A 25266-nucleotide genomic window follows, 5' to 3' on the forward strand; every position below is an offset into this window, starting at 1 on the left:
AGAATTTGATATGAAAAAGATAAATAAATATTACGCAAAGGCTTTGTTTAGCCTGCAGATATTGGCTTTTGTTTGTTTGCTTTCGGCCTGTAAAAAGAATGATGGTTACAATACCGAACCGGTATCTACCGATAAAACAAAACCGGCTGTAGTTACCAACGTAAAGGTTACTAACTATAACGGGGGGGCTTATATTACTTACGACCTGCCCAATTCTGACAATATTTTGTATGTGCTGGCACAATATAACATCAATGATAAAACATCACGAGAAACCAAGTCGAGTTATTACAGCGACACGGTGAAGGTGGAGGGATTTGCTACCAATAAGCCCTACGATGTAACGCTATACACCGTGAGCAGGGCAAATGTAAAGTCTGACCCGTTAACCGTAACTGTAAATCCGGATGTGCCGTATTACAAGCTCATTAAGCCTACGGTATCGCTTACTACGGATTTTGGAGGGGTTAATATCCAGGCGTTAAATCCCTATAAAAAGGAAATTGGGGTGATCCTGATCGCGATGGATAATTCTACCCAGGCGCTTGAGGTGAGCGATCAGCATTACACCAATCAGGATACAATAAACTATTCCGTACGCGGCTTTCCGTCAGTACAGCGCAAATTTGGGGTTTACGTAACCGATAAATATGGTAACATATCAGATACTACTTTACTGGATATTACGCCGCTTTTTGAAACTCAGTTGGATAAGACCAAATTTACAGTGTACCGTAAACCAAGCGATAGCGAAATAGGCTACGGTTGGGATCTTCCGTACCTGTGGGATGGCAAAATTGACGGCTACTCAAACGGATGGCACACCAACCCGGGTACCGGCAAACCCATGCAATGTACGTTTGGCATAGGGGTAACCGCGCAAATAAGCCGTATAAAAATATACGAGCGACCGTTAGAATACGCCTTCTTTCATGGTAATCCAAAAAACTTTAGCTGGTGGGGCTCAACTGTCGAATCGCCACAGGACGTTGTATTGCCACAATCTGCACCGGTTGGTGCCGTGGTAGGCGATTGGGTTAACCTGGGCAATTACCGTTATCCAAACCCGCCATCGGGCTTACAGCCGGGTTTCACAAACGCAGCCGATGAGAAGTTTGTAATGGCCGGCGTGGATTTTCTGGTGCCTGCATCAGCACCGGCGGTTAAATACCTCAGGCTGCTGGTACACGATACCTGGGGAAAGGGCGATGCTGCACATTTAATGGAGGTTACGGTTTTTGGTAAGCCGCAGTAACGTTTAATGAATAATTAAAAAAGAAATTATGAAAAATATTTTTCGAATATGTCTGTTCGCTATTGTCGTAATTGGCGCTATAAGCTGCGAAAAAAAGGATACAGACTTTAAGAAGTTTTTAGGTGATAAAGAAATGGTTTACCCGGGTGTTGTAGTAAAACCACATTCAAAACCGGGCAACTTAAGGGCCGCGCTGGTATGGAACCCAAGTTCGGACCCCAGCATAAGCAGGTATGTTATTTACTGGAACAATAAAGCCGATTCGGTTGTGGTGAATTCAACCAACCATAATACCGCCGACTCTATCACAGCTATAATACCAGGCCTTAGCGAGTATATCTATTCGTTTACAATTTATTCGTATGATGCCAAGGGGAACCGCTCTATCCCTTTAGAGATCAACAACGTTAAGGTTTACGGGCCGGTTTATCAAAGCGGGTTAACAAACCGTGTTTACGATGCTGCCAATCCTTTTACCATATCCGAAAATGGCAATGTCAAGCTTAACTTTTTGCAGGCTGATACTACATCGCTCAATGTATCTACAATTATAAAATATACCAACCGTAACGGGGAGATAGTTGAAAAAGACCTCAGTCCCGATAGTACATCATTTATGATAACAGATTATAAATCGGGCGAGCCTGTAAGCTTCCGTTCGGGCTATATTCCTGTTAAAGGGTCTATTGATACATTTTATGTTTCAAATTACAGCACTTTCCCGGAAATTAACGGGATAAGCCAATGCGCTAAATCATTGTTCAGGGAATATAAGATGAATGGTGATGTGGGCACTTACGAGTCGGGTACCAGCGTAAGCAAACTGTGGGACGGTTCGGTTGGCCCGCAGGGTTATCCAAACATTTTTCATAGCGATGGCGACCATCATTTGCCGCATACATTTACATTTGATATGGGCAAGGTTTACAAAGTGCTTACAAGCATGGAAGAAACCGGCCGTAACTGTTGTAATAACCCTGACCAGTTTGAAATTTGGGGCATCGCCGATATCACCAATGCCGCTACAAACCTGTCGCCTAATGATAACGGCTGGACTTCGGAAATGCAGGCAAAGGGCTGGACGCTTTTAAAGGATGTTACCCGCAATGACGACGGCCAGCAGTTGATCAAGGTCAACTTTGATGCAGGTATACCACCGGTAAGGTACATCCGCATAAGGGTTAAGCACGTAACTACTGGCGATGGCTATTATAGTAACATAAGCGAATTGACCTTTTTTAATGACGTACTTAAATAACCGGTTAAAATATTTTATTTAAATCAGTAAGCCATCTTCGCAAACGGATGGCTTGCTGATTTTGTGCAGATGAGCTGTTGATCTTATCCGGCGGCCATAAATTGTTGCTTATGACTAAATATTTGTTTGTTGCTATTATTTGTTTTTGTAGCGCAGGGCCATTACAGGCGCAAAATAACACATGGAAAGGTTTTGAACGTGTTAATTTTAGCATAGATAACTACCGGGCCTACTATGTTAAACCCTCAACGCCACTCCCCGGTAATCCCTGGGTTTGGCGCTCGTCGTTCGCAGATTGGCATACCGATATTGACAGCATCCTGCTTACAAAAGGATTTTACGTTGCCTATATCAATGTCGACGATCAGTACGGCGCCCCGCAGGCACTGCAGGTTTGGGATAAGTTTTACAGCTACCTGGTAAAGACGGTTTCTTTATCGCCTAAGCCAGCTTTAGAGGCCGTAAGCAGGGGCGCATTGTATGCCTACGGATGGGCAAAGCGCAACCCGGATAAAGTGAGCTGCATTTACGCGGAAACACCGGTTTGCGACTTTAAAAGCTGGCCAGGTGGCAAGGGGCAGGGGATGGGCGACACCGCTGCGTGGAAACAACTGAAACAAATTTATAGGTTTACCGAGGCGCAAGCTCTGGCTTATACTGACAATCCCGTAGATAATTTGGAAGGGCTTGCTTCTTTTAAAGTTCCGCTGCTGCATATGATCAGTAATACAGACAAGTTGGTACCTCCGGACGAGAATACCTATCCTTTGATCAGGAAATATATAGCGCTTGGTGGCCCAGCGTATATAATGACAGCTGATAAACAACCACAGGAATTATTTGGGCATCATTTTAACATTGAGCATCCCGACAGTATTGCAGACTTCATAGTCGCTAATACATATCCTTTAAAGCCCTTACTGCCTTACCATAACTATTACTCGGTTCGCGGAGGGCTTCAGCATTTTTTTTCGACAGTAGCCAAAAACCAGGACGCGACAGTAGCTTTTTTAGGGGGATCAATAACTTTTAACCCCGGTTGGCGCGATAAAGTGTGCAAGTATCTTAAAGAGCGCTATCCAAAAACAAAGTTTAGATTTATCCAGGCAGGCATACCATCTCTGGGCAGTTTACCGCACGCATTTCGCCTCAGGCGCGATGTGCTGGATTCAGGCCGGGTAGACCTGATGTTTGTTGAGGCCGCAGTAAACGACAGGGTTAATGGAACCGATAGCCTTACCCAGGTGCGCGACCTGGAAGGCATTGTCAGGCACGCCAGGCGGGCCAACCCTTTAATGGATATCATCATGATGTCCTTTGCCGACCCGGATAAGAACAGCGATTACGCCAGGGGAAGCAGTCCGGTTGAAGTAGTAAACCACGAACTGGTGGCAAGCCATTACAACCTGCCATCAATTAATCTGGCTAAAGAAGTGTATGATAAAATTCAAAATAAGGAATTTAGCTGGCTTAACGACTTTAAAGACATCCACCCGGCAGCATTTGGGCAGGAGCTATATTTTGCTACTATAAAAAGCTTGCTGCAAACCAGCGCCGAAAAACGTGTTAAACAGGCCGGGGTAAAAAAGCTGCCGAAACCTTTGAACGCGTCAAATTTTGAACGCGGAAGCTATTATAACATCAGCAACGCGCAACACGATAAAAACTGGGCTATTGACAAAAACTGGGTTCCTAAGGATGGCCTGGATACCCGCCCGAATTTTGTAAACGTGCCGGTATTAGCCGCTGATAAGCCCGGGGCAGCATTAACATTGCCTTTTACCGGAACTGCTATCGGTATAGGTATTGTATCGGGTAGTGACGCCGGAATGGTAATGTATGCCATTGACAATGGCGCATATAAAACCGTGGACCTGTACACACAATGGAGCGGCTGGCTGCACCTGCCATGGTACATATTATTTAATGGTAACCTGGCAAAAGGCAGGCACGTGCTTAAGCTAAAAATAGCCAACCGGCATAACCCGGCCAGTAAGGGTAATGCCTGCCGTATAGTTTACTTCCTTAGGAACGAATAATCCATTTGTTTGCGGGGTTTGTCCATTTTAAAGCCGGAAACAACCATATATTTTTAGCCAACCAATTAGTATTTCACCAATTGTTAAAACAACCCCGTCAATCCGGCCCGTTTTAATAAGCTGTTTTGAATAACATAACCGATAATGAAAAGATACTTCTGCCTAATTACCATCATTTTTTTATTTGCCGCTACAGCATACAGCCAAACCAAACCACTAAAGCTTTGGTACGATAAACCCGCTACACAGTGGGAAGAGACCCTGCCTTTAGGTAACGGCCATTTGGGTATGACACCCGATGGGGGTGAACTGGAAGAGCATGTAGTTTTAAATGATATTACCCTATGGTCGGGTGCGCCGCAGGATGCCAATAATTATGAAGCATACAAAAGCCTGCCCGAAATAAGAAGGTTGCTTGCCGAGGGTAAGAATAACGAAGCACAGGCATTGGTCGACAAAAACTTTATTTGTACCGGCAAAGGTTCGGGTAGCGAGCCATTTGGTAAATACCAGGTACTTGGCGATCTGAAAATTAAATTTGATTATGCCGCTAATGAGCATGTTTTTACCAACTACAAACGCGAACTTTCGTTAGATAAAGCGGTTGCAACCTGTACTTATAATATGGATGGGGTTAACTACAAGCGCGAATACTTCACCAGTTTTAACAATGATGTAAGTATCATCAAACTATCCGCCGATAAGCCGGGGAAACTAAGTTTTAGCATCTCTTTATCCCGCCCCGAAAGGTTCACTACCATTGAAAAAAACGGCGGGCTGCAAATGTACGGGCAACTAAAAAGTGGTACAGATAAAGGTGGCATGCAATATCTTACCAAAGTTAAAACACGGCTAACAGGGGGTACGTTAAGCCATACTGATAATCAATTGGTTATAAAAAAAGCCACCGAAGTTATTATTTACATTACAGCCGGCACCGATTTCAGAGGGGCTGATTATAAAAAAAATGTAGATGCGCAGCTTACAGCCGCGTTAAAAACCACTTACACGCAAGAGCGTGCGCAGCATATTGCCAGGTATCAAAAACTGTTCAACAGGGTTAAGATTGACCTGGGCGCAGGCACAGCCGGCGATGAAACCACCGATCAGCGGCTCATCAGCTTCCACAAAAACCCCAATGCCGATAAATATTTACCGGTATTGTTTTACCAGTATGGGCGATATCTAACCATCAGCAGTACGCGTGTAGGTTTATTGCCGCCAAATTTGCAGGGCCTGTGGGCCAACCAGATAAACACCCCCTGGAACAGCGATTACCACCTGGATGTCAACGTGCAAATGAATCACTGGCCGGTAGAGGTGTCAAACTTATCGGAACTTAACCTGCCTTTGGCCCAGTTGGTTAAAGGCATGGTTAAACCCGGCGAGCGTACTGCAAAAGCTTATTATAATGCCGATGGATGGGTTGCCCACGTAATAACCAATGTGTGGGGTTTTACGGAACCGGGTGAAAGTGCGTCCTGGGGGGTAACCAAATCCGGTTCGGGCTGGTTATGTAATAACCTGTGGGAGCATTATGCCTACTCGGAAGATAAGAACTATCTGCGTGATATATATCCCATATTAAAAGGCTCTGCGCAGTTTTACAGCAGCATGCTTATTAAAGACGAAAAAACCGGCTGGCTGGTGACCTCGCCTTCTTCGTCGCCTGAGAATAGTTTTTACCTGCCAAACGGCAAAACGGCCAGCATATGTGTAGGGCCGACCATTGATAACCAGATCATACGCGAGTTATTTAACAATGTGATAACCGCTGCCCGGCTTTTAGGTAAAGATGAAGCGCTTAGAAAAGACCTTGCGGCCAAGTTAAAGCAGTTGCCGCCGGTGGGGCAGATCAACAAGGATGGCCGTTTGATGGAATGGCTGGAAGATTATAAAGAAACAGAACCGCAGCACAGGCATATTTCGCACTTATATGGTTTGTATCCTGCAGCATTGATCACGCCCGAAGCAACTCCCGCGCTTGCCGAAGCCTGTAAAAAAACATTAGAGGTTAGGGGCGACGACGGTCCAAGCTGGTCGATCGCGTATAAACAGTTGTTTTGGGCTCGCCTGCACGATGGTAACCGGGCGTACAAATTGTTTACCGAAATAATGAAACCAACCCTTAAAACCGATATAAATTACGGTGCAGGTGGCGGCATTTATCCAAACCTGCTGTCGGCTGGCCCGCCGTTTCAGATAGACGGCAACTTTGGAACAACCGCAGGCATAGCCGAAATGCTTATACAGAGCCATGCGGGCTTCATTGAGTTACTGCCTGCTGTGCCCGACAGCTGGAAAGCATCGGGCAGCGTAATAGGCCTGAAAGCCCGCGGAAATTATACCGTGGATTTTAGCTGGAAAAACGGCAAAGTGGTTAATTGCCGTATAACTTCTCCACGTCCCCGTAAGGTTAAGGTCAAGATCAACGGCGTTATAAAAACATGGTCAGCCGTAAAGGCCTGATATCAAATTTAAAGTCTATTAACGATGCTCACAACCTTTAAACGGTACTTAGCCGGTATCGTGTTTTTCGTCGCGTTTTCATTTCAGGCCAAGGGCGGTTCCAAACCAAACGCGCAACTGGTTACTTTTCCCTTTGGTAAAACCGGTAAAATAAGCTACAATTTAACCACAGGTACTTACCGGGTGTTTCAAAGTGGCAAGCTCATATTCGCAGATATTTATGCGTATGCCAAAGTAAACACTGATATTATCAGCTCTAAGGATTACCGGGCAATAAAATACACGCGGCTGCCGCTACATGATGGCTTTGGAAAAGGATTCAGGCATACTTTAATGCTAACAGGTAAAGGCCTGCCTGCCATGCGGCAGGTGTTCTATACTTACTCCGGCCGCAACTATTTCCTAACGGAACTATCATTTATCGGGGTGTCTCTAAAAAGTAATTATATGTCTCCTTTTAACGGAGGCTTTACGAAATTACCCGGGGACGATGTGCGTTCGGTTTTCGTCCCATTTGATAACGATACCTTCATTAGCTATAATTCAAAACCCTTTAACGGTACTATGGACGTAAGTTCTGAAGTAGGTACGGTGTTTTCAAACCAAAACAGGGCGGGTATCATAGCCGGTTCTGTTGAACATGAAGTTTGGAAAACAGGGGTTGAAGTGAAATCCCTTGCACGTTTAAACCAAATTAAGGTTTGGGGCGGTTATACTTCAGAAACGGTAACCCGTGACAAAATTGAGCATGGCAGCATCAGCGGAAGTATCGTAAAATCGCCAAAAATATTTGTTGGTTTCTTTAACGACTGGCGCACGGGTATGGAAGAATATGGAAAGGCCAACCGTATTGCCGAACCACCTTACATTTTTAACTGGAATAAACCAACCCCTGTAGGCTGGAACAGCTGGGGCGTTATACAGGAAAAAATCACGCTTGATAATATCACCAAAACAGCAAACTTCTTCGCGGATAGCATTCCTGCATTCCGTACAGGCAACACTGCTTTTATCGATCTGGATTCGTTTTGGGACAACCTGGTGCACAACGGCGATTACAGCCAATTGAAACATTTTGCAGATTATTGTAAATCAAAGGGGCTGCAGCCGGGTATTTACTGGGCGCCATTTACCGACTGGGGACATGCCGGCGGCCCAAACAGAAAGGTAGATGGCAGTGACTACACCTATGGCGAATTATGGACAAAGATAGGTAACGGTTATAACGATATTGATGGCGCAAGGGCATTAGACCCCACACACCCTGGCACAAAACAACGCATAGCATTTGTATTGGGCAAGCTAAAAGCCTGTGGGTTTAAAATGATCAAGATAGATTTTTTGGGCCACGCATCTGTCGAGGCTAACCGGTTTTACGACCCTACAGTAACCACAGGAATGCAGGCATACCGCAAAGGGATGGAATATGTAGTTGACCAGCTTGGCGGGCAAATGCTGGTGTACGCAGCTATATCCCCCAGCATGGCAACAGGGCGCTATGTACATATGAGGCGCATAGCCTGCGATGCGTTTAAAACCATCCACCATACAAAATACACGCTAAATAGCGTAAGTTATGGCTGGTGGCAAACCTATCTCTATAACTTTATAGATGCAGATCATGTAGTATTTGCCGACGAAACAATAGGGGCCAACCGCGCCCGGTTGCTATCCGCCATTATCACGGGTACCTGGATATCAGGAGATGATTTTTCGGTGACGGGTCAGTGGACGGCGCGTGTGAAAAAATACTATCAGGACGCTGAATTGCTAAGCGTAATACAGAATGGCAAAGCATTTCGCCCGCTTGAAGGTAATGTTACAACATCAGAGGTATTCATTAAACAGGCAGGCGATAGGTTTTATCTGGCGGTTATAAATTACGGTAAAGAAGCCAGGGAATACGCGCTATCGCCGCGGCGACTGGGTATAGATGTTTCTAAGATCATAAGCACAAAAGAGCTGTTACAACAAAATGCAATAGGGGTAGCAAACGCGCTGCAGTTTAAAGTTAATGGCGCAGATGCAGTACTGTATCAATTTGTATTAAAAAGGTAATCAATAACTTAACGCGGAAAATGTAAAAGTCAATGTTAAGCAACCCTAAGTGCTTAACATAATGATAATATTAAAGTAACCCTGCTGTGGTATACTTTTGCAGATATTATCACACCGTTATATATGAAAGATAAACTTAAACCCCTTGTAAAAGAAGCAAAAAAGGCAGCTCAGAAAGCCATTCAATTAAGCCTGGTTACACATTTAAAAGAAATTACTGCAAGATTTGGCGAAGGTTCCAAAAAATTGGATAAACAGGTAGAAAAAGAAGCGAAGAAACTTTCAAAAAAATTTGCTAAACATATTAAGGTAAACAAAGGTGCTTTGATCGGGGGGGATGATCAGTCGAAAAAAGAGGCGGAAACGGTTAAAGTTCCATCTGTTAAAATAAAAGCGGTACCGGCTGTTAAAAAGACAATCGCAAAAACCAATACTTTATAGTACGAGCGCTTGAAGTGGCAAAGGGGTTATCGCCCGGCGGATCAGCCTTCGGCCTCTATCAAAATATCATCCCGCTGTTTTTCGGGAGTTTTTGAACGGAAAGCCATATACACAACAGCCATAACAGCAACCACAGCCGTAGCATATAATATTGCGGGTACCATCGCTATAACATCCTGGTAAAACCAGCCGGATATGAGCGCGCCTAAACCTATACCGGCTTCTAACGAGATATACATGGTTGCCATAGCCTTACCGCGATGGGCGGGCTTGCTCAGATCTACCGTCCAGGCGTTTAAGGCGGGTGAGAGGATGCCGGTTGCCACACCATAAACTATGCCGCCAACCAATAAACCGAAAGATGTTTTTTCGTACGCTATTAAACAAAGGGCAATAACCAGCAAGCCCAAACCGGTGTTGATCACATAAATACGACCGTACCTGTCAGACACTTTACCGGCAATAAAACGTATCAGCAGCGATGCAATGGTAAACACCATGAAAAACAAACCCTTATTCATGATGCCGAGGTGGCCGCTCCAGTCGGGGATGAGGGTTAATATCGCGCCGTATGCGACGTACGACAAAAGGGTAACAATGGCTGCGGGCAAAACCTCAACTGCAATAATGTCCGTCTTCGATATTTTTAATACTGATAAGCTAAATGGCTGTTTAAATTTCAACGATTCTCTCATGTTCATCAGTATTACTATCGACATTAGCGCGAAGAATGATGATGCATAAAACAGCATATTTAAAGAATATGCCAGCCTTATGGTGCTGCCTATAAAGGGCCCTATGGCCAGGCCGGTACTAAAGCAAATGCCGTGAAAGCCTAAGGCCTCGCCCCAGCGCTCGCGCGGAACAATATCTGCAACGTAGGCCGCTGTTGCAGTAGGCTTAAAACCTGTAGAGAACCCATGCAATAACCGCAGAAATAAAAAACCGGATACTGTGCTTAATACAGGATACAGAAAGCCGCAGATAAAGCACACTATAGATCCTACTGCCATTACCGGCACCCGGCCAACCGTATCGGTAAGCCTGCCGCTGAACGGGCGCGATATACCCGCCGTAAGGGTAAACAAAGCGATGATAAGGCCCTTATGCTCGCCGCCGCCCATGCTGCTCAAATAAGCAGGAAGTTCGGGTATCAGCATATTAAAGCTTGCCGAGAATAAAAGCGAGCTAAGACAAACCAGCGCGAAGTGTAAATTATAAATAGGATGTACGGCTTTAGCCATTAGATGCAGCAGATGTATTATTCAGCAAGTGTACCAAATTGAAAGCAAAAAACAGCCGCTGTTTTTTGAACAGCTTCTCTGTTTACTAACATTAGGTAAATGCCGTCATTTTTGTAATACCATCACGCCATTCATAACAACGGTGCTGCCCCCATCTGCAACAATGTTATAAACTTTTTGGGTGCCACCTGCCTTTTCTGTCTTCAACAGCACGGTATACGCCTGATATTTGCCGGTTTTTTCATCGAGGCATAGCACGTCCTGGCCTATTGTTATTTCGCCAATTTTTTGGTTACCCTGTGCGGTAAGCATCGGGTGATTTGGTGTGGCCTGCAACACTTTACTGCTCAGCCTGATATCCTGTCCGTTAGTTTGTGCCGATACCAGTACAAGTTTAGTTAACGCATAGTTTTTGGCAACGTGAGCTGTTAACTCCTTCACCGTTGCCGCCGAAGCAACTTTGGTAGCAGGATCAACTGTAATTACGTGGTCGCCGCTTTTAACATCCTTCAAAAACTTTTTACCCCCATTGGCCATGGTAACCAGTTCATCACCGGGGAAGCAAATATCGTTACCATAGGTGGCCGATTCTTCTTTCATATCCTTGCCACCGTTTAACAGCTTATATTGCTGAAAGCTGAATTCTTTAGATAAAACGTAAGACAGTTTAAGGATAAAATTAGTTTCCACTTTGTTAATGTTATCAATATCCTGGAAATATTGCTCCCAAACTTTTCCTTCAGCCGTAAAGTTGGGTACAAGGGCTTTGTACAGCTTACCCTTTTCGTTGGTATAAAAAACCATGGTTCCAATTTCCTGCAAACCGTCTTTGGCAATCAGCTTGTAAAGGTCTATGCGTTTTTTGAGGCCGTCGCTGCCGGTTATAAAGTATGGTTTACGCCCCTCGTATCGGTCAAGTACATACGCATTCTCAAATTTTACGTAGGTATCTTTATCCAGATCGGCGATGTTAAACGTTTGGGCCCTGGTATATTCGGCCAGGGTAAGCGGCCTGGGCGTAACCGTTTGCGCACGGCCAATAGCAACCAAAGCGGTTAATAAAAGTGTTATAGTTAGTTTACGCATATTAATAGAGTCAAGATTGTGAGAATCAAGAATCAAGATAAGAAACAAACAATATTTATATGTCTTGCTTCCTGCATCCTGATATCTTGCTTCTCTTACATTAAGATATTTCTTTAAAAGCAGCCGCAAAGGCTTCCATTTCGTCCATACGGCCAATGCTTACACGGCACCATTCCTTGCCGTTGAATTTCCAGTTCCGTATGCCCACACCGCGCTTGAACATTTCGGTCGAAAATCTGGCACCGTCCATTTTAAGCTGGAACATTACAAAGTTCGCCGACGATGGTATATAATCGTAACCTTCTTTCTTTAACACAGTGTACAGATACTCCTTTGCAGCGTTTGTTTTTTTGAGGGTGTCGTTTAAAAAATCGGTTTCGCGGTACCCGGCAAGCGCAGCGGCAAGGGTGGTGCCGGTAATGCTCCAGGCCTGAGTGGTATATCTTTTAAACGTTTTGATAATATCCGGCTGCGATATAATGTAGCCAAGGCGCAAACCAGCAAAGCCATAAAGCTTCGAAAAAGTGCGCGCTACAATGATGTTATGCCCGGCCTTTACCATACTCACCATGGAAGCCGCCTGCGGATCGGGCAGGTAATCGATATAGGCTTCATCGACAAACACCATTGTTTTTTTGGATACCCGTTCGCAAAAAGCTTTAAGTTTATCCGTGTCAACCACTGTAGCGGTAGGGTTATTTGGATTGCAAATGTAGACCAGCCCGGTATTATCGTCTACTTTAGCTTCCATGGCATCAAGGTCCAACTTATAGTCGGTGGTTAACGGTACTTTCACCCATTTACCCTCAAGTTCCTCGGCGCGACTGGGCAGGTCATCGTAGGATGGGTCGCCGGTGATGACACTTTTGCCGCCCCGGGTGTAATGCATGGCGGCAGCCAGCAAAAACGGAGTGGAACCAGCATCCATCAACACATTTTGTTGTTTAACTCCTTCATAGGCTGCAATTTTTCCCGAAAGCTGCGATAACTGCATAAACGGGTACTGGTAGCTGCTATCAATCGATTCTGCGATGGCTTTTTTTGCTGCGGGCGAAGGACCGTAAGGATTTTCGTTGGCCAGCAGCCGCGCCTTAAGATCAAACGGCCCGCTTAAAACCGCTTCCTGGTCTGTTAAGCTGCGCGACGATCTGAAGGCACGTTTGGGCATGGCGGCCAGCTTACTGATGGTGCCCGAACAAAAAGCCAGTCCCCCGGCTATAAAAGCGCTGGACCTGATCCAGTTTCTGCGGTTAATTGAATTTGCCATTGTGAAGGTATTTTTAGTTTTTACTTGTTTTTGTTTATTGCTGCGCTTTATATTGAACCTGTTGACCGCTTACCCTGGCGTGCAGCGCAGCTACCGTACTGCGTGCCGATTCAAACGCACCGGCCATCCAGGCGTTCAAATAAGTGAGATGCTCGCCGGCAAAATATACCTGCTTATCGGGCTTTAACAATGCAGGGTATTGATTTTTGCGCGTATCGGTGTTATAAACCGCCCATCCGCCAAGGCTGTATTTTGTTTTATGCCAGCTTACCGAGAACGAGCTTTCAAACTCCTTATCGTATTGCGGATGTATCAGCCTGCCTTTCTCCAGTGCGAATTTTTCACGCTCCGCATAATTTAATGCGCCTATTTTCTGTGCTTTGTCATTAAAATTATAGTATCCTATCAATATGCCCTTTTTGCCCAGGTAATCGTATGATGGATAAAATATCTGTGTAAGATCGTTATTGGTATGGGTAATTCCGCCATAGAGGTGCTCATCCTCTTCCCAAAAACGGCGTTTAAACTGCAGGCCAATTTTACCTGTTGGGATGTAGCCAATGTAATCTATCGCCCTGCTTACGTCGCCCGAAAAGTTGTGGTTAACGTTGCTTAAAATCGGCAGCGGCAGGGTACAAATGCACAAATCGCCTGTTAATTCCTGCTTACCGGCGGCACCGGTGTATAAAATTTTAACACCCTCCGGCAGGTTTATAATATCCGTAACCTCGGCGCCGGTTTTTAAGGAGGGCGCCACGCGCTTTTCCAGCGCAGATGCTATCTTATCCATTCCGCCAACAGCCTGAAACATGGTCATCTGCAACTCGTAGGTGTATTCGGCAACGTTGTAAAAATCCGGGTCCATCAGTCCGGAGTGTATCAGGTCGGCCAGTTTATAAGGGTCGGCAATTTTGCCTGGTTTATCTGCGGCGCCGTACATTTCTGCATAGCCCCGCCTTGCTGATGCTTTATATAGCTTGTCTATATCCAACCCCCCTTCGGCCTTTAAATATTCAATAACTTTTTCGGCATCTTCTTTCGTTAAGGCGCTATCCAGGCCGCCGTGGTCAATGCTTTTGGCCAGCATTTCGCTCATATAGCCGCGTATATCGTTGTGCACCTCGCGTACCTTTATCTTTTTGTTTGATAACGGGCCTGTTCCCTCGGCAAAGTAATAAGCGCCTTCGTTTACATTATTGTATACCTGTATGGGTACGCCCAGCTCTTTGCAGTAGTGCAGGGTAAGCTCGTGGTTATGTGGTATGCGCGATGGCCCGGCATTAAAGTACTGGCCTTCATCAAACCGGGCGGTAACAGTTGGTTTATCAACTTCGGCATGGGCGCTGCCGTTACGTACGCTCCAGCAGCGGCCGCCGGTCCTGTGCCTCGCTTCAAGGATGGTGCACCTATAACCCAATTTATTCAGCTCGTAAGCACATGTCATACCAGCCAGGCCGGCGCCTAATATTATAATGTGTTTGCCGTTGCCGTTTCCGTGTAAGTTAAATGCGTGCGCGGGAGCGGCCCGTAATAAGCCTAAAGCCATCATGGCAGGGTAGGTGCCGCCCGCTAGCATGGCGCCCTTGCCTAAAAAATCGCGTCGGCTAATTGTTTTCAAAAGGAGTGGTTATAAAAATCTTTATTTGATAAAGATAATTTAATATCTGTTTTTATAAAAGAAGCGGCCGGATATTTTAAATATGACGATATCCCTTTATCATCAATAAATAACGGGCTTATATAGTGTGCCGGTTTTTAGCAATCTGCCGGGTTTTTATTTGCCGCGCGGTAACAATTGCGGTAACGCCGAGTCTGTAATATAAACCCGTATAATGAAATTTTACAGTGCTTTTGCCGGTATGCTGCTCGCTTTCACAGCGGCTGCGGCCCAGGGCGATTTTAAAACATTTGCCGACGGCTTTGTCAGCGGTTATAACGCCCTGCAAATACCGCAGCTTGAATTAAGTTATGTAGGGCAGTTGAAGCAGATCCCCTCGCTTACTGCTGAGAAAAAGCAGCTCGGGTTTTTCAGCGGGGTAAGACAAGGCCTTAAAAAATTTGACCCGCAAAAACTAACCGCCGCCCAAAAGCTGGATTACCGGTTGATAAAATACGAAACCGACCTGAACCTTACACGCGTTAACCTGGAGTTGGGGTATATACACGCGCGCCCCGCTATAGTAGCGACCACGGGTATCTATAACATCCCTAACGGAAAGGAATGGTACAAATACCTTATTAAAAGATGGGTAAACGACGATATAACCCCTGAATACGTTTATAAATACGGACTCGCTGAGGTTGAACGACAAAACCGGCAGATAGATGCCATCCGCCGCGAAACGGGACTGGACGAGGCCGCGTTTTACAAGCACCTTAACGATACATCCTTTTATGTTACCGGCAGGGCGAAAATTCAGGATGTGTTTGAACGGGTTAGGGCAATGGTAACAAAAAACCTGCCCAGGCTTTTCAATAATACCGGTATACCGCAAGTTGATATTAAGGCCGGAGATAGTAAAGCACTGGCACAAACGCCCGGTTACTATGATAATAATGTTTTTTACTATAACGCGTTAAATAATCATATAAACAAACGGCAGATAGACTGGCTTTTTCTGCACGAGGCGGTGCCGGGCCATCATTACCAATCGTGTGTTTTGGCGCAGGCAAAGGTATCTGCTGTGCAAAACTTATTTTATTATATGGGCTTTGCCGAGGGATGGGGCGCCTATGCCGAAGAATACGGTGCCGAGCTTGGCCTTTACCAGACACCCTACGACAGGCTTGGCAAGTTGGAGTGGGGGATAGTACGATCTATTAGGTTGCCGCTTGACGTAGGTATTAATTATTACGGCTGGACTGATGAACAAGCGCTAAGCTTCTGGAAAAAATACATTAAGGGGCAGGACGATATTGCCCTGCGCGAGATACAGCGCGTGCGACGATGGCCTGCACAGGTAATAACTTACAAACACGGCGCAGCCAAATTAATGGAGTGGAAAACCGAGTTAATGAAGGAGCAAGGTGCCCGGTTTGATATCAGGGATTTTCATGACCGGGTGCTGTCGCACGGGTCGTTGCCATTTTTTATGATCAGGGAAAATGTGTTTGCCGAAGCGAAATAAGCCAGGAAATTTTCAAAAATGATTAGCTTTGGGCGTATCATTATCACTTATTACCTATAATACTATGCAGGAAGCATCTCCACTTAACCAGGTTGCCGAATTTCATAAAACGTTTAAACACCCCGTTTTGGATACCCCCACTATACCCTCGCCTGCACGCTGCGACCTGCGGGTTGCTCTATTGGCCGAAGAGGTGAAAGAACTTCAGGAGGCTATTGCCGATAATAACCTGGTTGAAATTGCCGACGCCCTTTGCGATATACAATACGTACTGGCCGGCGCTATCCTTGAATTTGGCCTGGGCGATAAGTTTAAAGCCTTGTTTGACGAGGTGCACCGCTCTAACATGAGCAAAGCCTGCAACAGCATACAAGAGGCTAATGAAACCATAGCGCATTACCTGCAAAAAGACGGCAGCGAAGCGCATTACAAAGAGGAAGAATCAAAGTTCCTGGTTTTTCGTACGGCAGATAACAAAACGTTAAAATCTATCAATTACTCGCCGGCAGACCTTAAGGGGTTGTTACTGTAAGCATAGTTATGTCAACTTCAGCAAACCTTTACCGTGCTCTATATGTGGCGGCATTAGCTATGGCTATTGTTACGGGCGTGATATTTGGATTTAAGGGTAATTCTCACACACCACCCATGCCATTTGGTGTAGAATTAATTGCATTGGCCATTGGCCTTGTAGGTTTTTTGTATGATATTATAAGACATAAATCGCTTAAGGTTCATTACTGGGGACTGGGGGTAAATGGAGCTGTGATGATATTGATAATGATTCCGGCCCTCGTTTAACACCCTTTAATGATGGCTAAAAAGGGTCGCTTATCATAAAATATGTTAGCTGCGGATATCGCTGTAGAAGATCGTAAAGGCAACGTGCACCAGATTAGCGAAATAAAGGTATCGGTTATAATAAATACTTATAACAGGTATAAATCGCTGCTACGATCTATCGAAAGTGTAGTGGGCCAAACCCATAAAAATATCGAAATAATAGTAGTAGACGACGGATCGACCGACAGAAAGTACCTCAAACACAAGCATACTGCCAATATAAAGTGGATAGTTTTAGACAGAAGCAGCAGGGAAGTTTGCGGTTTCCCGTGCCTGGGTTATACGCGTAATGCAGGAATATCGCATGCCACCGGCGATTACATAGCCTTTTTGGATGACGACGATATTTGGATGCCCCAAAAAATATCGGTTCAGCTAAATGAAATGATGAAGCATGGGGTCCAAATGTCATGCACTGAAGGTTTTATGGGCGATTCGTACTTTAAGCCTCAAAGGGCGTACCCCTTATATCATAAAACCTATTACGAAAAATTTTGCCGCGACTTTTTTTTGAAAAACTATGGCAGCTGGTCGGGTAGTTTGCCGCGGATATTTACGTCCGCTCTTATCAGTAAACATAATTTTATCATACATTCTTCGGTGATGATAGAACGAGCGGTGTTAAGCCGGTCGGGGTATTATAACCAGTTGCCGTTGGGCGCGGAAGATGCCGATATGTGGCTCAGGATATTAAAATATACCAATTGTATCTATATTGATGAGCCCCTGATATACTATGACGGGCGGTTAAGCCAGCATACTTTTACCAACAGGTTGAAAAGAAAGATCAGGAAAATATTAAATGGCAGGGGATTGTTAAATAAACTTGATAACCCCGGAAACCCTCCAAGTAAAAAAGCCTCAGGACTTTCGGCCTGAGGCTTTTTGCTTTTTTGTGACCCCGCTGAGGCTCGAACTCAGGACCCACAGATTAAGAGTCTGTTGCTCTACCAACTGAGCTACGGAGTCAGGGTGTTTGTATGCTGTTGGGCTGCAAATATACAATCTATTGGCAATTGCAGGTAATCTATCTTTTAATATTCTGCCAGTATATTAAACGCCACACCCGCAATGCCTTCTTTTTCCCAATCAGCCTGGCTGGTTTCGCGCGAGATGATGGCACCGCTGCCAAACAGGCTCAGGTAAGCCGAGAACATCAGCCCATGGCCTTTGCTGTTTTCGATCCATTCAAGGCTTACAAAAAAGTTGTTTTCGGCAAAAATATTATAAGGCTCCAGGTTAACATGTATATCTTTTTGCCCTGCAGGCACATCTACAAAGATATTCTGGTTTTGCATTAGCTGGTCGGGCATACCTTTTTTCAGCGTATAAAAATTTAGGCGAAGCTTCACCGGATATAGCGGCGCGTCAGTGATATGCGCATTAAACCTTTTAAGATAGGTGGGCGATTTTTTTATTTTGATGATGGTGCCTATTTCGTGCCCAAGCCTGTTTGCATCAAAGCCGGCGTTGGTATTCTCTGATTGTGAGGTGTTGCCCAAAACCACCTCCTTCCACTTTTTATTGGATACTTTAACTTCTTTAAGCTCGGTAACAGAAGGTTGCAGCGCAATGATTTGTTTGTTACCGTTTATAAATCCCGCAACTTTATAGGTTTGTGCAATATAACCTATCATGGATAGCTTTAACGTGTCAGCATCGTGGCCCGCCAGGTTTATTTTATAACGGCCGAGGCTATCGGTAACGGTACCTACCGCTTTGCCAATTATACCCACGTTGACATAGGGCAGGGGCAAATTGGTTTTGGCATCTTTAACCACACCATCAAACACCTGGGCGTTTGCAAACAACCCGGAAAAAATCAGAAAAGCGACAAGTAATAAACGTTTCATAACGGCAAGACGATAAAGAGAAGCGAATGGTTACGCCATCGCATACATTTCTTCGCGTTGTTTTTGCACCACGTCGCTATTGATATATTCATCGTAGGTCATCAGCTTATCAATAACACCGCCCGGGGTTAATTCGATGATACGGTTGGCAACGGTTTGTACCAGCTCATGATCTCGTGAGGTGAAGATGATATTGCCCCTAAAGTCTTTCATACCGTTGTTTAACGCGGTTATCGACTCAAGGTCGAGGTGGTTGGTTGGCTCGTCAAGCAGCAGCATATTGGCCGATTGCAGCATCATGCGGCTGAACATACAACGCATTTTTTCGCCACCCGAGAGTACGCTGCTCTTTTTTAGCACTTCCTCACCGCTAAACAGCATACGGCCTAAAAAACCACGGATAAACTGGTCGTCCTTTTCGCCGGTCGAGTACTCGCGCAACCAGTCGATCAGGTTTTCGTCTTTGCCTTTAAAATATTCGGCGTTATCAATAGGGATATCCGCCAGGTTAACTGTAACACCCCACTTAAAACTGCCTGTATAATCTTTATCCCTGCCCGTTAAAATATCGTAAAAGGCGGATGTAGCCAAGCTGTTTTGAGATAGTACCGCAATTTTATCGCCTTTATTGGCCATAAAATCAATGTTGGCAAACAGCACTTCGCCTCCAAGCGTTTTGCCAAGTTTTTCGGTTTGCAATACCTGGTCGCCAATTTCGCGGCCCTGGTTATTGAATATAATGCCCGGGTATTTACGGTTTGATGGCTGTATCTCGTCAAGGTTGATCTTATCCAGGGCTTTCTTACGGCTGGTGGCCTGCTTTGATTTAGAGGCATTGGCGCTAAACCTGCGGATAAACTCCTGCAGTTCCTTCACGCGGTCTTCCATTTTCTTGTTCTGATCGCTGCGTTGTTTAAGGGCCAACTGGCTCGATTCGTACCAGAAGGTGTAGTTACCTGTGTAAATGGTCATCTTGGCAAAATCAATGTCCACCACGTGCGTACACACGGTATCCAAGAAGTGCCTGTCGTGCGATACTACCAGCACAATAGCCTCGTACGATGCCAGGAAATCTTCCAGCCAGCTAATGGTGTGTATGTCAAGGTCGTTGGTTGGCTCATCCAGCAATAGAATATCCGGCTTGCCAAAAAGCGCCTGGGCTAACAACACCCGTACCTTTTGGGTATTATCAAGGTCTTTAACCAGCTTATAATGAAATTCTTCTTTAATGCCCAAATTGCTTAGCAGGGTAGCGGCGTTGCTTTCGGCATTCCACCCATCCATTTCGGCAAAAAGGTTTTCCAATTCGCCGGCACGTTCGCCATCGGCATCGGTAAAATCTTCTTTAAGGTAAATGGCATCCTTTTCCTTCATCACGGCATACATTTCCTTATGGCCCATCATCACCGCTTCCAGAACGGTATATTCGTCAAAAGCGTAATGGTTTTGACTTAATACGGCCATGCGTTCGCCGGGCGTAAAGCTCACCGAGCCGCTTGTAGGGTCGATCTCGCCTGATAGTATTTTTAAAAAAGTAGATTTACCCGCGCCGTTAGCCCCAATAATGCCATAGCAGTTGCCCTGGCTGAATTTAAGGTTAACATCTTCAAAGAGGGTGCGTTTTCCGTAACGTAAAGATAAATTAGATACCGTAATCATGCTGCACTTATATTTGGCGCAAAAATACGGTAAATAGTTAATTTATTTGAACCCGGGCAGCATTTAGATAGATAAATGCAACCAAGCCGGGCATTTATTCATCTATTCCGGGATGATATCGGGGTCCCGGTTCCACACCTTTTCCCGCTGTAAACAAATTATTTTAACGCGGATATTGTTTATGCACTAAAGATGCATAACTTACGTTCTGGAATAACTATTGAATTAAATTAAACCTGATTTATTAAACCCCCTGCTTAATTATGGCTATTGTAGTTACAAGCCTGTTTATTGTGAATGCACTTGTGGTAGTGCAACACATTAAAGTAAAAAGGCCTTAAACCCCTTACAACTAACTTAGCAGCTTTGCTAAGTTAGTTGTTTCTTCATCAGCCAGCTTTTGCAGCGGCCCCGAAGCAAGCATTTTCATCATCATATTTAAGCCGGCAGTAATGGTAAAAACAGCTTTGGTTGTATTGTCGGCCTCAGTTAACGCCCATTTCAATTCCATTTCAAACGGGGGTTTGCCGGTGGGGATTATCCTGATCAGGCTATCGGTTACACGTTCGGCAATGGTTAACGAAAGGCTGGTGATATTGGGTATGGTAAAGCTGGCCTCATCCGTTGTTGATACCCAATCGGCAATATTATCGGGCATCAGCCGGTGGTGATTGTTCATATCAGCCAAAAAGGCATATACCTGCGCTGCCGGTTTATTTACGGTAACGGCACTTTCAAAAACGCTCATATTGATGTTATTGTCCCCAGGTTGAGGGTTGTGTACGCCATTGTTTCAATACTTCGGTATCTGCCGCCGAAATGTAGTTGTGCTCTTCGGCATATTTTAGCAAGGCATTGTAGTTAGACAGTGTAATAAACGGGCATTTAGCCTCTTTAAAGTTCTCGGTAGCTACATCAAAACCATAGCTGAATATCGCGGCAAGGCCAGCCACATTATAACCCGCATCGCGCAGTGCGTTTACGGCCTGTAAGCTGCTTTTACCGGTAGATATCAGGTCTTCTATTACCACCACACGCTGGCCCGGAGAGATCTCACCTTCAATTAAACTGCCGGTACCATGCTCTTTTGCTTTAGCACGAACGTATATGAACGGAAGCCCCATTTCCTGCGCTACCAATACTCCCTGCGGAATGCCCGCTGTAGCCACCCCTGCGATACAGCCAACCGAGCCAAAAGCTTCCTGTATGGCCGACGTTAGTTGCTGTCGTATATAAGTACGGATGGTAGGATGTGAAAGCGTGATCCGGTTATCGCAATATATCGGCGACTTCCAGCCTGACGCCCATGTAAAAGGATTATTAGGTTGTAGTTTTATTGCTTTAATTTGCAGCAGAAATTCCGCTACCTGCTGTTCGGTCTCACTATTGGTAAACATGGCTCAAAAATACAGAATTTATATTAACGAAAAAGTGATTTTGCTAACAGTGAAAACACCAAAAATTGCAAAACACTATCAAAAGATTGATGCAGAGCACTTTGATCTGAAAACAGTTTATCACTGGGTTGATAAGCAACCCGGCAATTTGTTTTACGTGCTTTGCGACAACGCCAAAGCCTTTCTGAAAAAGATCATCAAAAGCAATACACTAATAGAGGCTGCCGGCGGGCTGGTAACCAACCAGCACGGCGAACACCTGTTTATTTATCGTAATGATAAGTGGGACCTGCCAAAAGGTAAGATAGAGAAAAAAGAAAAAACTAAAATTGCCGCCGTGCGCGAAGTGGAAGAGGAGTGCGGCATTAAGGTAAATAAACTGGAGCAAAAGATCTGCAAAACTTACCATACCTATATTTACAAAGGCGAGGTAGTACTCAAAAAAACACATTGGTTTAAAATGAGCTATAACGGCAATGCTAAACTAACACCGCAACTGGAAGAAGGCATTACTGATGTACGCTGGTTTAAAGCGGACCAGGTGTCAACCATTGTAAAAAACACTTTCCCTTCTATTATTGACGTATTGGAAAAAGAGGAATTGATTACAAGTAGGGAAGTGCTTCTTTAGGGATAAACTGTGCCACATTGCCGTTGTAACGGATAATTTCGCGTACAATGCTTGAGCTGATAGACGAGTAGCCCGGTTTGCTTACTATAAAAATGCTTTCAATTTCGGGCTCAAGGGCGTGGTTCATCTGGGCGATGGCCTTTTCATATTCAAAATCTGATACGGTACGTATCCCGCGGATCATGTAATCGGCGCCTATGCTTTTACAAAACTCAACTGTTAAACCTTCGTAGGCCACAATATGTATCTTATCGTCGTTAGCAAAAACGGCGCGTAGCATATCCTCGCGTTTAGCCACACTCAGCAACCCCTGCTTGGTACTGTTTACCCCAATGCCTATATAAACCTTATCAAATAAGCTTACCGACCGTTTTACAATATCAACGTGGGCTTTGGTAACAGGATCGAACGAGCCGGGAAAAAGGGCTATTTTCATACAAGTGATGATGTTATTGCTTGGGTAAAAGTAGTTAATAATTTATGATAATTAACCGCACTCGTCATTAATTAAGCAATCCATTTATCTGCGCGTATTGCAGCAGCATCATGGTTTTGGCATCTTTTATCCTGCCCGTTTTAACCATGTCAAGGGCTGTGGTAAAGGGCATTTCCATCACTTCTATATTTTCGGTTTCTTCTGCCAGGCCGCCACCATCGCTTACTTTCATGTCTTTGGTATATTCTGCGGTAAAAAAGTACAAGATCTCGGTAACCGATCCCGGCGACATATATGCCTCAAATGCTTTTTGTACCGAAGTTATTTTGTAGCCCGTCTCTTCTTCAGTTTCCTTACGGATGCAATCCTCCGGGTTATCCTTGTCCAGTAAACCCGCGCAGGTTTCTATAAGATACCCGTCTTCATTTCCGTTTAAATAAGTAGGCATCCTAAACTGGCGGGTAAGTATCACCGTTTGGGCGTCTTTATTATAAAGCAGTATGGTAGCCCCGTTGCCACGGTCGTAAACCTCGCGCGATTGTGGCTGCCACTTACCGTCGTGACCTAACCATTCGTAGTTCGCTTTTTTTAAGGTGTACCAGTTATCTGACAGCACCGTCGTTTGCAGGTTTCTTAATTTATCATTCATTGGGGCAGATGGTTATTTTTTAAAGAACGAGAACGACGAGTGCCCGTATTTGCGCTGCTCGGTAAATGCGAGGTGATTGCTTAGGTTTTGCATGCTTTCATGCTCTACTATCAGCATGCCGCCTTCGGCAAGCAGGTTCTTTTCAAATACAATTTTAGGTATCTCGGGTATTTTGTTCAGGTCATAGGGCGGATCGGCAAATATCAGGTCGTACTGTTCGGTTTCCATGGCCAGGTATTTAAAAACATCGGCCTTAAAAACCTCTATCGCGCTTAATCCATGCTGTCGCGACGCATCTTTAAGATAATGTACGCATTGTATGGCGCGGTCAACCCCGGTAACCTTTTCGGCGCCGCGCGATGCAAACTCCATGGCTATGTTGCCGGTGCCGCTAAAAAGGTCAAGCACTTTAATGCCTTCAAACTCAATTTGGTTTTGCAGGATGTTGAACAGCGCCTCTTTTGCAAGGTCGGTAGTAGGGCGTACGGGTAAATTTTTTGGCGGGTTAAGCCTTAAGCCTTTTAATTTTCCTCCGATAATGCGCATAGCGATAAGGCAGCAAGGGCCAGTATTTTATGAGATGGGGTAGTTTGTGGCAGGTTAAGCACCTGCAAGGTGTTTAATGTTACCTCGCCGAAAAAACCTTGCAGGTATGTAAAATAGCCATCGGTATCATTGATGTCGCCGCTTATTATCAGCCTGGCATCTTCGGGCTTTATGGCTAATTCGCCGTATACCAGGGCGCAGAAATACGCAAGCTCTTCGTGGTTATTAAATTTAAAGGTATTGTAAAAGCGCAGCCTGGTATCTTTAAAATTTAATATCGATACTATGCCGTTACCCATATCCAGGTAAATATCAGCATCGGCGGGCCGGGCATCTGCTATGGCCTTTATCCAGCCTGCGTTGGTATAAACTGTTTTTTGGTTGTCCAGGTCCTTAATAGCGCGGGTTAAAGTTTCGCTAATCTTGTATACAATAATGTTTTGGTTATCCAGCATCTCGGCGCTTACTTCCTCATCATCGCTTACGTCAAGCAGGCGGGCAGCATCAGCAACACGTTCCGTATCAAACAGGCTGCTCGGAAGCAGGGTAAACCCCGTGCCGTGCACCCCGGTTACAACTTGTTTGTAGTTGGCGGTTAAAATTTCGCGCAGTTGCTGCGGGTCGCGCAGCTCGTCAACCGGATGGTTCTCGGCCCAGCCCAAGAGCTGTTTGCCGTTAATTACAGCATAACTAAAGCAGTTTTCATCAACCTGTAACAACAGGGTGTAGCTATGGGCCTGTGTAAGGCTTAAATCATCGCTGGTATAGTGGTGTATGTGTTCGCTCATGCAGGTAAACAAAAGTAATATTTTTTCCTGATTAGCAAATTATCATCCTTGCTACAAATGGCCTGGTGGTACTCACCCCGACTGCGCTATCGCTGGTCGACCCTCTCTGCTGCGCAAAGCGGGTGAAAAGAAATGAAACGAAAAATAAAAAGAAAAAACAAAGACCCTTTTTGCGCAAAGCGGAGAGAGGGTGGTAGGGCGCCGCGATGGCCGGGTGAG

23 protein-coding genes and 1 tRNA gene are annotated in these 25266 nt (G+C 45.1%); 11 read left to right on the forward strand and 13 right to left on the reverse strand.

Features of this window, described 5'->3' with window-relative positions; genetic code table 11:
- The first annotated feature begins 10 nt into the window (after positions 1–10).
- The 6 genes from GWR56_RS16010 to GWR56_RS16035 all read left to right on the forward strand — a co-directional run bounded on the left by GWR56_RS16010 (position 11) and on the right by GWR56_RS16035 (position 9520).
- On the forward strand, positions 11–1255 hold the full coding sequence (locus GWR56_RS16010) for a DUF4959 domain-containing protein (RefSeq protein WP_162432222.1): 1245 nt from the start codon (positions 11–13) through the stop codon (positions 1253–1255).
- A 28-nt stretch (positions 1256–1283) separates the two neighbouring features.
- Positions 1284–2513 (forward strand): DUF4998 domain-containing protein, encoded by a 1230-nt coding sequence (locus GWR56_RS16015; RefSeq protein WP_162432223.1) that lies wholly within the window; start codon positions 1284–1286, stop codon positions 2511–2513.
- A gap of 110 nt (positions 2514–2623) precedes the next feature.
- Complete coding sequence (locus GWR56_RS16020) at positions 2624–4552, forward strand: SGNH/GDSL hydrolase family protein (RefSeq protein ID WP_162432224.1); 1929 nt, start codon at positions 2624–2626, stop codon at positions 4550–4552.
- 144 nt (positions 4553–4696) lie between these two features.
- Positions 4697–7021, forward strand: coding sequence for a glycoside hydrolase N-terminal domain-containing protein (locus tag GWR56_RS16025; RefSeq protein ID WP_162432225.1), 2325 nt, complete (start codon positions 4697–4699; stop codon positions 7019–7021).
- A gap of 24 nt (positions 7022–7045) precedes the next feature.
- The gene (locus GWR56_RS16030; protein ID WP_162432226.1) at positions 7046–9079 is read left to right on the forward strand and encodes an alpha-galactosidase; all 2034 of its coding nucleotides are present in this window, start codon (positions 7046–7048) and stop codon (positions 9077–9079) included.
- Positions 9080–9202: 123 nt separating this feature from the next.
- Positions 9203–9520, forward strand: a complete 318-nt coding sequence (locus GWR56_RS16035; RefSeq protein WP_162432227.1) for a hypothetical protein — start codon at positions 9203–9205, stop codon at positions 9518–9520.
- A 41-nt stretch (positions 9521–9561) separates the two neighbouring features.
- Here GWR56_RS16035 and GWR56_RS16040 read toward each other — a convergent pair whose 3' ends face one another.
- The 4 genes from GWR56_RS16040 to GWR56_RS16055 form a co-directional block, all read right to left on the reverse strand.
- Positions 9562–10764 (reverse strand): MFS transporter, encoded by a 1203-nt coding sequence (locus GWR56_RS16040; protein ID WP_162432228.1) that lies wholly within the window; start codon positions 10762–10764, stop codon positions 9562–9564.
- Between the two features lie 105 nt (positions 10765–10869).
- Entirely contained in the window at positions 10870–11850 is a 981-nt protein-coding gene (locus GWR56_RS16045; protein ID WP_162432229.1) for a Hint domain-containing protein, read from the reverse strand.
- Between the two features lie 100 nt (positions 11851–11950).
- On the reverse strand, positions 11951–13117 hold the full coding sequence (locus tag GWR56_RS16050; protein WP_162432230.1) for a histidinol-phosphate transaminase: 1167 nt from the start codon (positions 13115–13117) through the stop codon (positions 11951–11953).
- 34 nt (positions 13118–13151) lie between these two features.
- Complete coding sequence (locus tag GWR56_RS16055; RefSeq protein ID WP_202925337.1) at positions 13152–14735, reverse strand: flavin monoamine oxidase family protein; 1584 nt, start codon at positions 14733–14735, stop codon at positions 13152–13154.
- Between the two features lie 214 nt (positions 14736–14949).
- Here GWR56_RS16055 and GWR56_RS16060 point away from each other — a divergent pair, with 214 nt between their 5' ends.
- From GWR56_RS16060 to GWR56_RS16075, 4 genes are all read left to right on the forward strand, one after another.
- On the forward strand, positions 14950–16245 hold the full coding sequence (locus GWR56_RS16060) for a DUF885 domain-containing protein (RefSeq protein WP_162432231.1): 1296 nt from the start codon (positions 14950–14952) through the stop codon (positions 16243–16245).
- Positions 16246–16309: 64 nt separating this feature from the next.
- Entirely contained in the window at positions 16310–16777 is a 468-nt protein-coding gene (locus GWR56_RS16065; RefSeq protein WP_162432232.1) for a nucleoside triphosphate pyrophosphohydrolase family protein, read from the forward strand.
- A gap of 8 nt (positions 16778–16785) precedes the next feature.
- Positions 16786–17046 carry a hypothetical protein gene (locus GWR56_RS16070; protein ID WP_162432233.1) on the forward strand — a complete coding sequence of 87 codons (261 nt, stop codon included), beginning with the start codon at positions 16786–16788 and terminating at the stop codon, positions 17044–17046.
- A 42-nt stretch (positions 17047–17088) separates the two neighbouring features.
- Positions 17089–17967: a glycosyltransferase family 2 protein gene (locus GWR56_RS16075; protein ID WP_162432234.1), complete on the forward strand. Its 879-nt coding sequence runs from the start codon at positions 17089–17091 to the stop codon at positions 17965–17967.
- A gap of 17 nt (positions 17968–17984) precedes the next feature.
- Here GWR56_RS16075 and GWR56_RS16080 read toward each other — a convergent pair.
- The 5 genes from GWR56_RS16080 to pyrE form a co-directional block, all read right to left on the reverse strand.
- A tRNA-Lys gene (locus GWR56_RS16080) sits at positions 17985–18057 on the reverse strand.
- A 65-nt stretch (positions 18058–18122) separates the two neighbouring features.
- Entirely contained in the window at positions 18123–18941 is an 819-nt protein-coding gene (locus GWR56_RS16085) for a carboxypeptidase-like regulatory domain-containing protein (RefSeq protein ID WP_162432235.1), read from the reverse strand.
- Positions 18942–18971: 30 nt separating this feature from the next.
- Entirely contained in the window at positions 18972–20600 is a 1629-nt protein-coding gene (locus GWR56_RS16090) for an ABC-F family ATP-binding cassette domain-containing protein (RefSeq protein WP_162432236.1), read from the reverse strand.
- A gap of 352 nt (positions 20601–20952) precedes the next feature.
- Entirely contained in the window at positions 20953–21348 is a 396-nt protein-coding gene (locus tag GWR56_RS16095) for an SRPBCC family protein (protein WP_162432237.1), read from the reverse strand.
- Between the two features lie 7 nt (positions 21349–21355).
- Complete coding sequence (gene pyrE, locus GWR56_RS16100) at positions 21356–21997, reverse strand: orotate phosphoribosyltransferase (RefSeq protein WP_162432238.1); 642 nt, start codon at positions 21995–21997, stop codon at positions 21356–21358.
- Between the two features lie 49 nt (positions 21998–22046).
- Here pyrE and GWR56_RS16105 point away from each other — a divergent pair, with 49 nt between their 5' ends.
- Positions 22047–22628: an NUDIX hydrolase gene (locus GWR56_RS16105; RefSeq protein WP_238395249.1), complete on the forward strand. Its 582-nt coding sequence runs from the start codon at positions 22047–22049 to the stop codon at positions 22626–22628.
- Here the strand turns inward: GWR56_RS16105 and coaD are convergent.
- The 4 genes from coaD to GWR56_RS16125 form a co-directional block, all read right to left on the reverse strand.
- Complete coding sequence (gene coaD, locus GWR56_RS16110; RefSeq protein WP_162432240.1) at positions 22603–23064, reverse strand: pantetheine-phosphate adenylyltransferase; 462 nt, start codon at positions 23062–23064, stop codon at positions 22603–22605. The genes GWR56_RS16105 and coaD overlap by 26 nt on opposite strands.
- Positions 23065–23131: 67 nt before the next feature.
- A complete protein-coding gene (gene nudK / locus GWR56_RS16115) occupies positions 23132–23713 on the reverse strand; it encodes a GDP-mannose pyrophosphatase NudK (RefSeq protein ID WP_162432241.1) in 582 nt (193 codons plus the stop codon).
- Positions 23714–23725: 12 nt separating this feature from the next.
- Entirely contained in the window at positions 23726–24259 is a 534-nt protein-coding gene (gene rsmD, locus GWR56_RS16120) for a 16S rRNA (guanine(966)-N(2))-methyltransferase RsmD (protein WP_162432242.1), read from the reverse strand.
- A complete protein-coding gene (locus tag GWR56_RS16125; protein ID WP_162432243.1) occupies positions 24235–25047 on the reverse strand; it encodes a DUF3822 family protein in 813 nt (270 codons plus the stop codon). Before GWR56_RS16125 ends, rsmD begins: the two co-directional genes overlap by 25 nt.
- Between the last annotated feature and the right edge of the window lie 219 nt (positions 25048–25266).

Origin of the sequence: Mucilaginibacter sp. 14171R-50, from assembly GCF_010093045.1 — a bacterium.
Lineage (GTDB): Bacteria > Bacteroidota > Bacteroidia > Sphingobacteriales > Sphingobacteriaceae > Mucilaginibacter.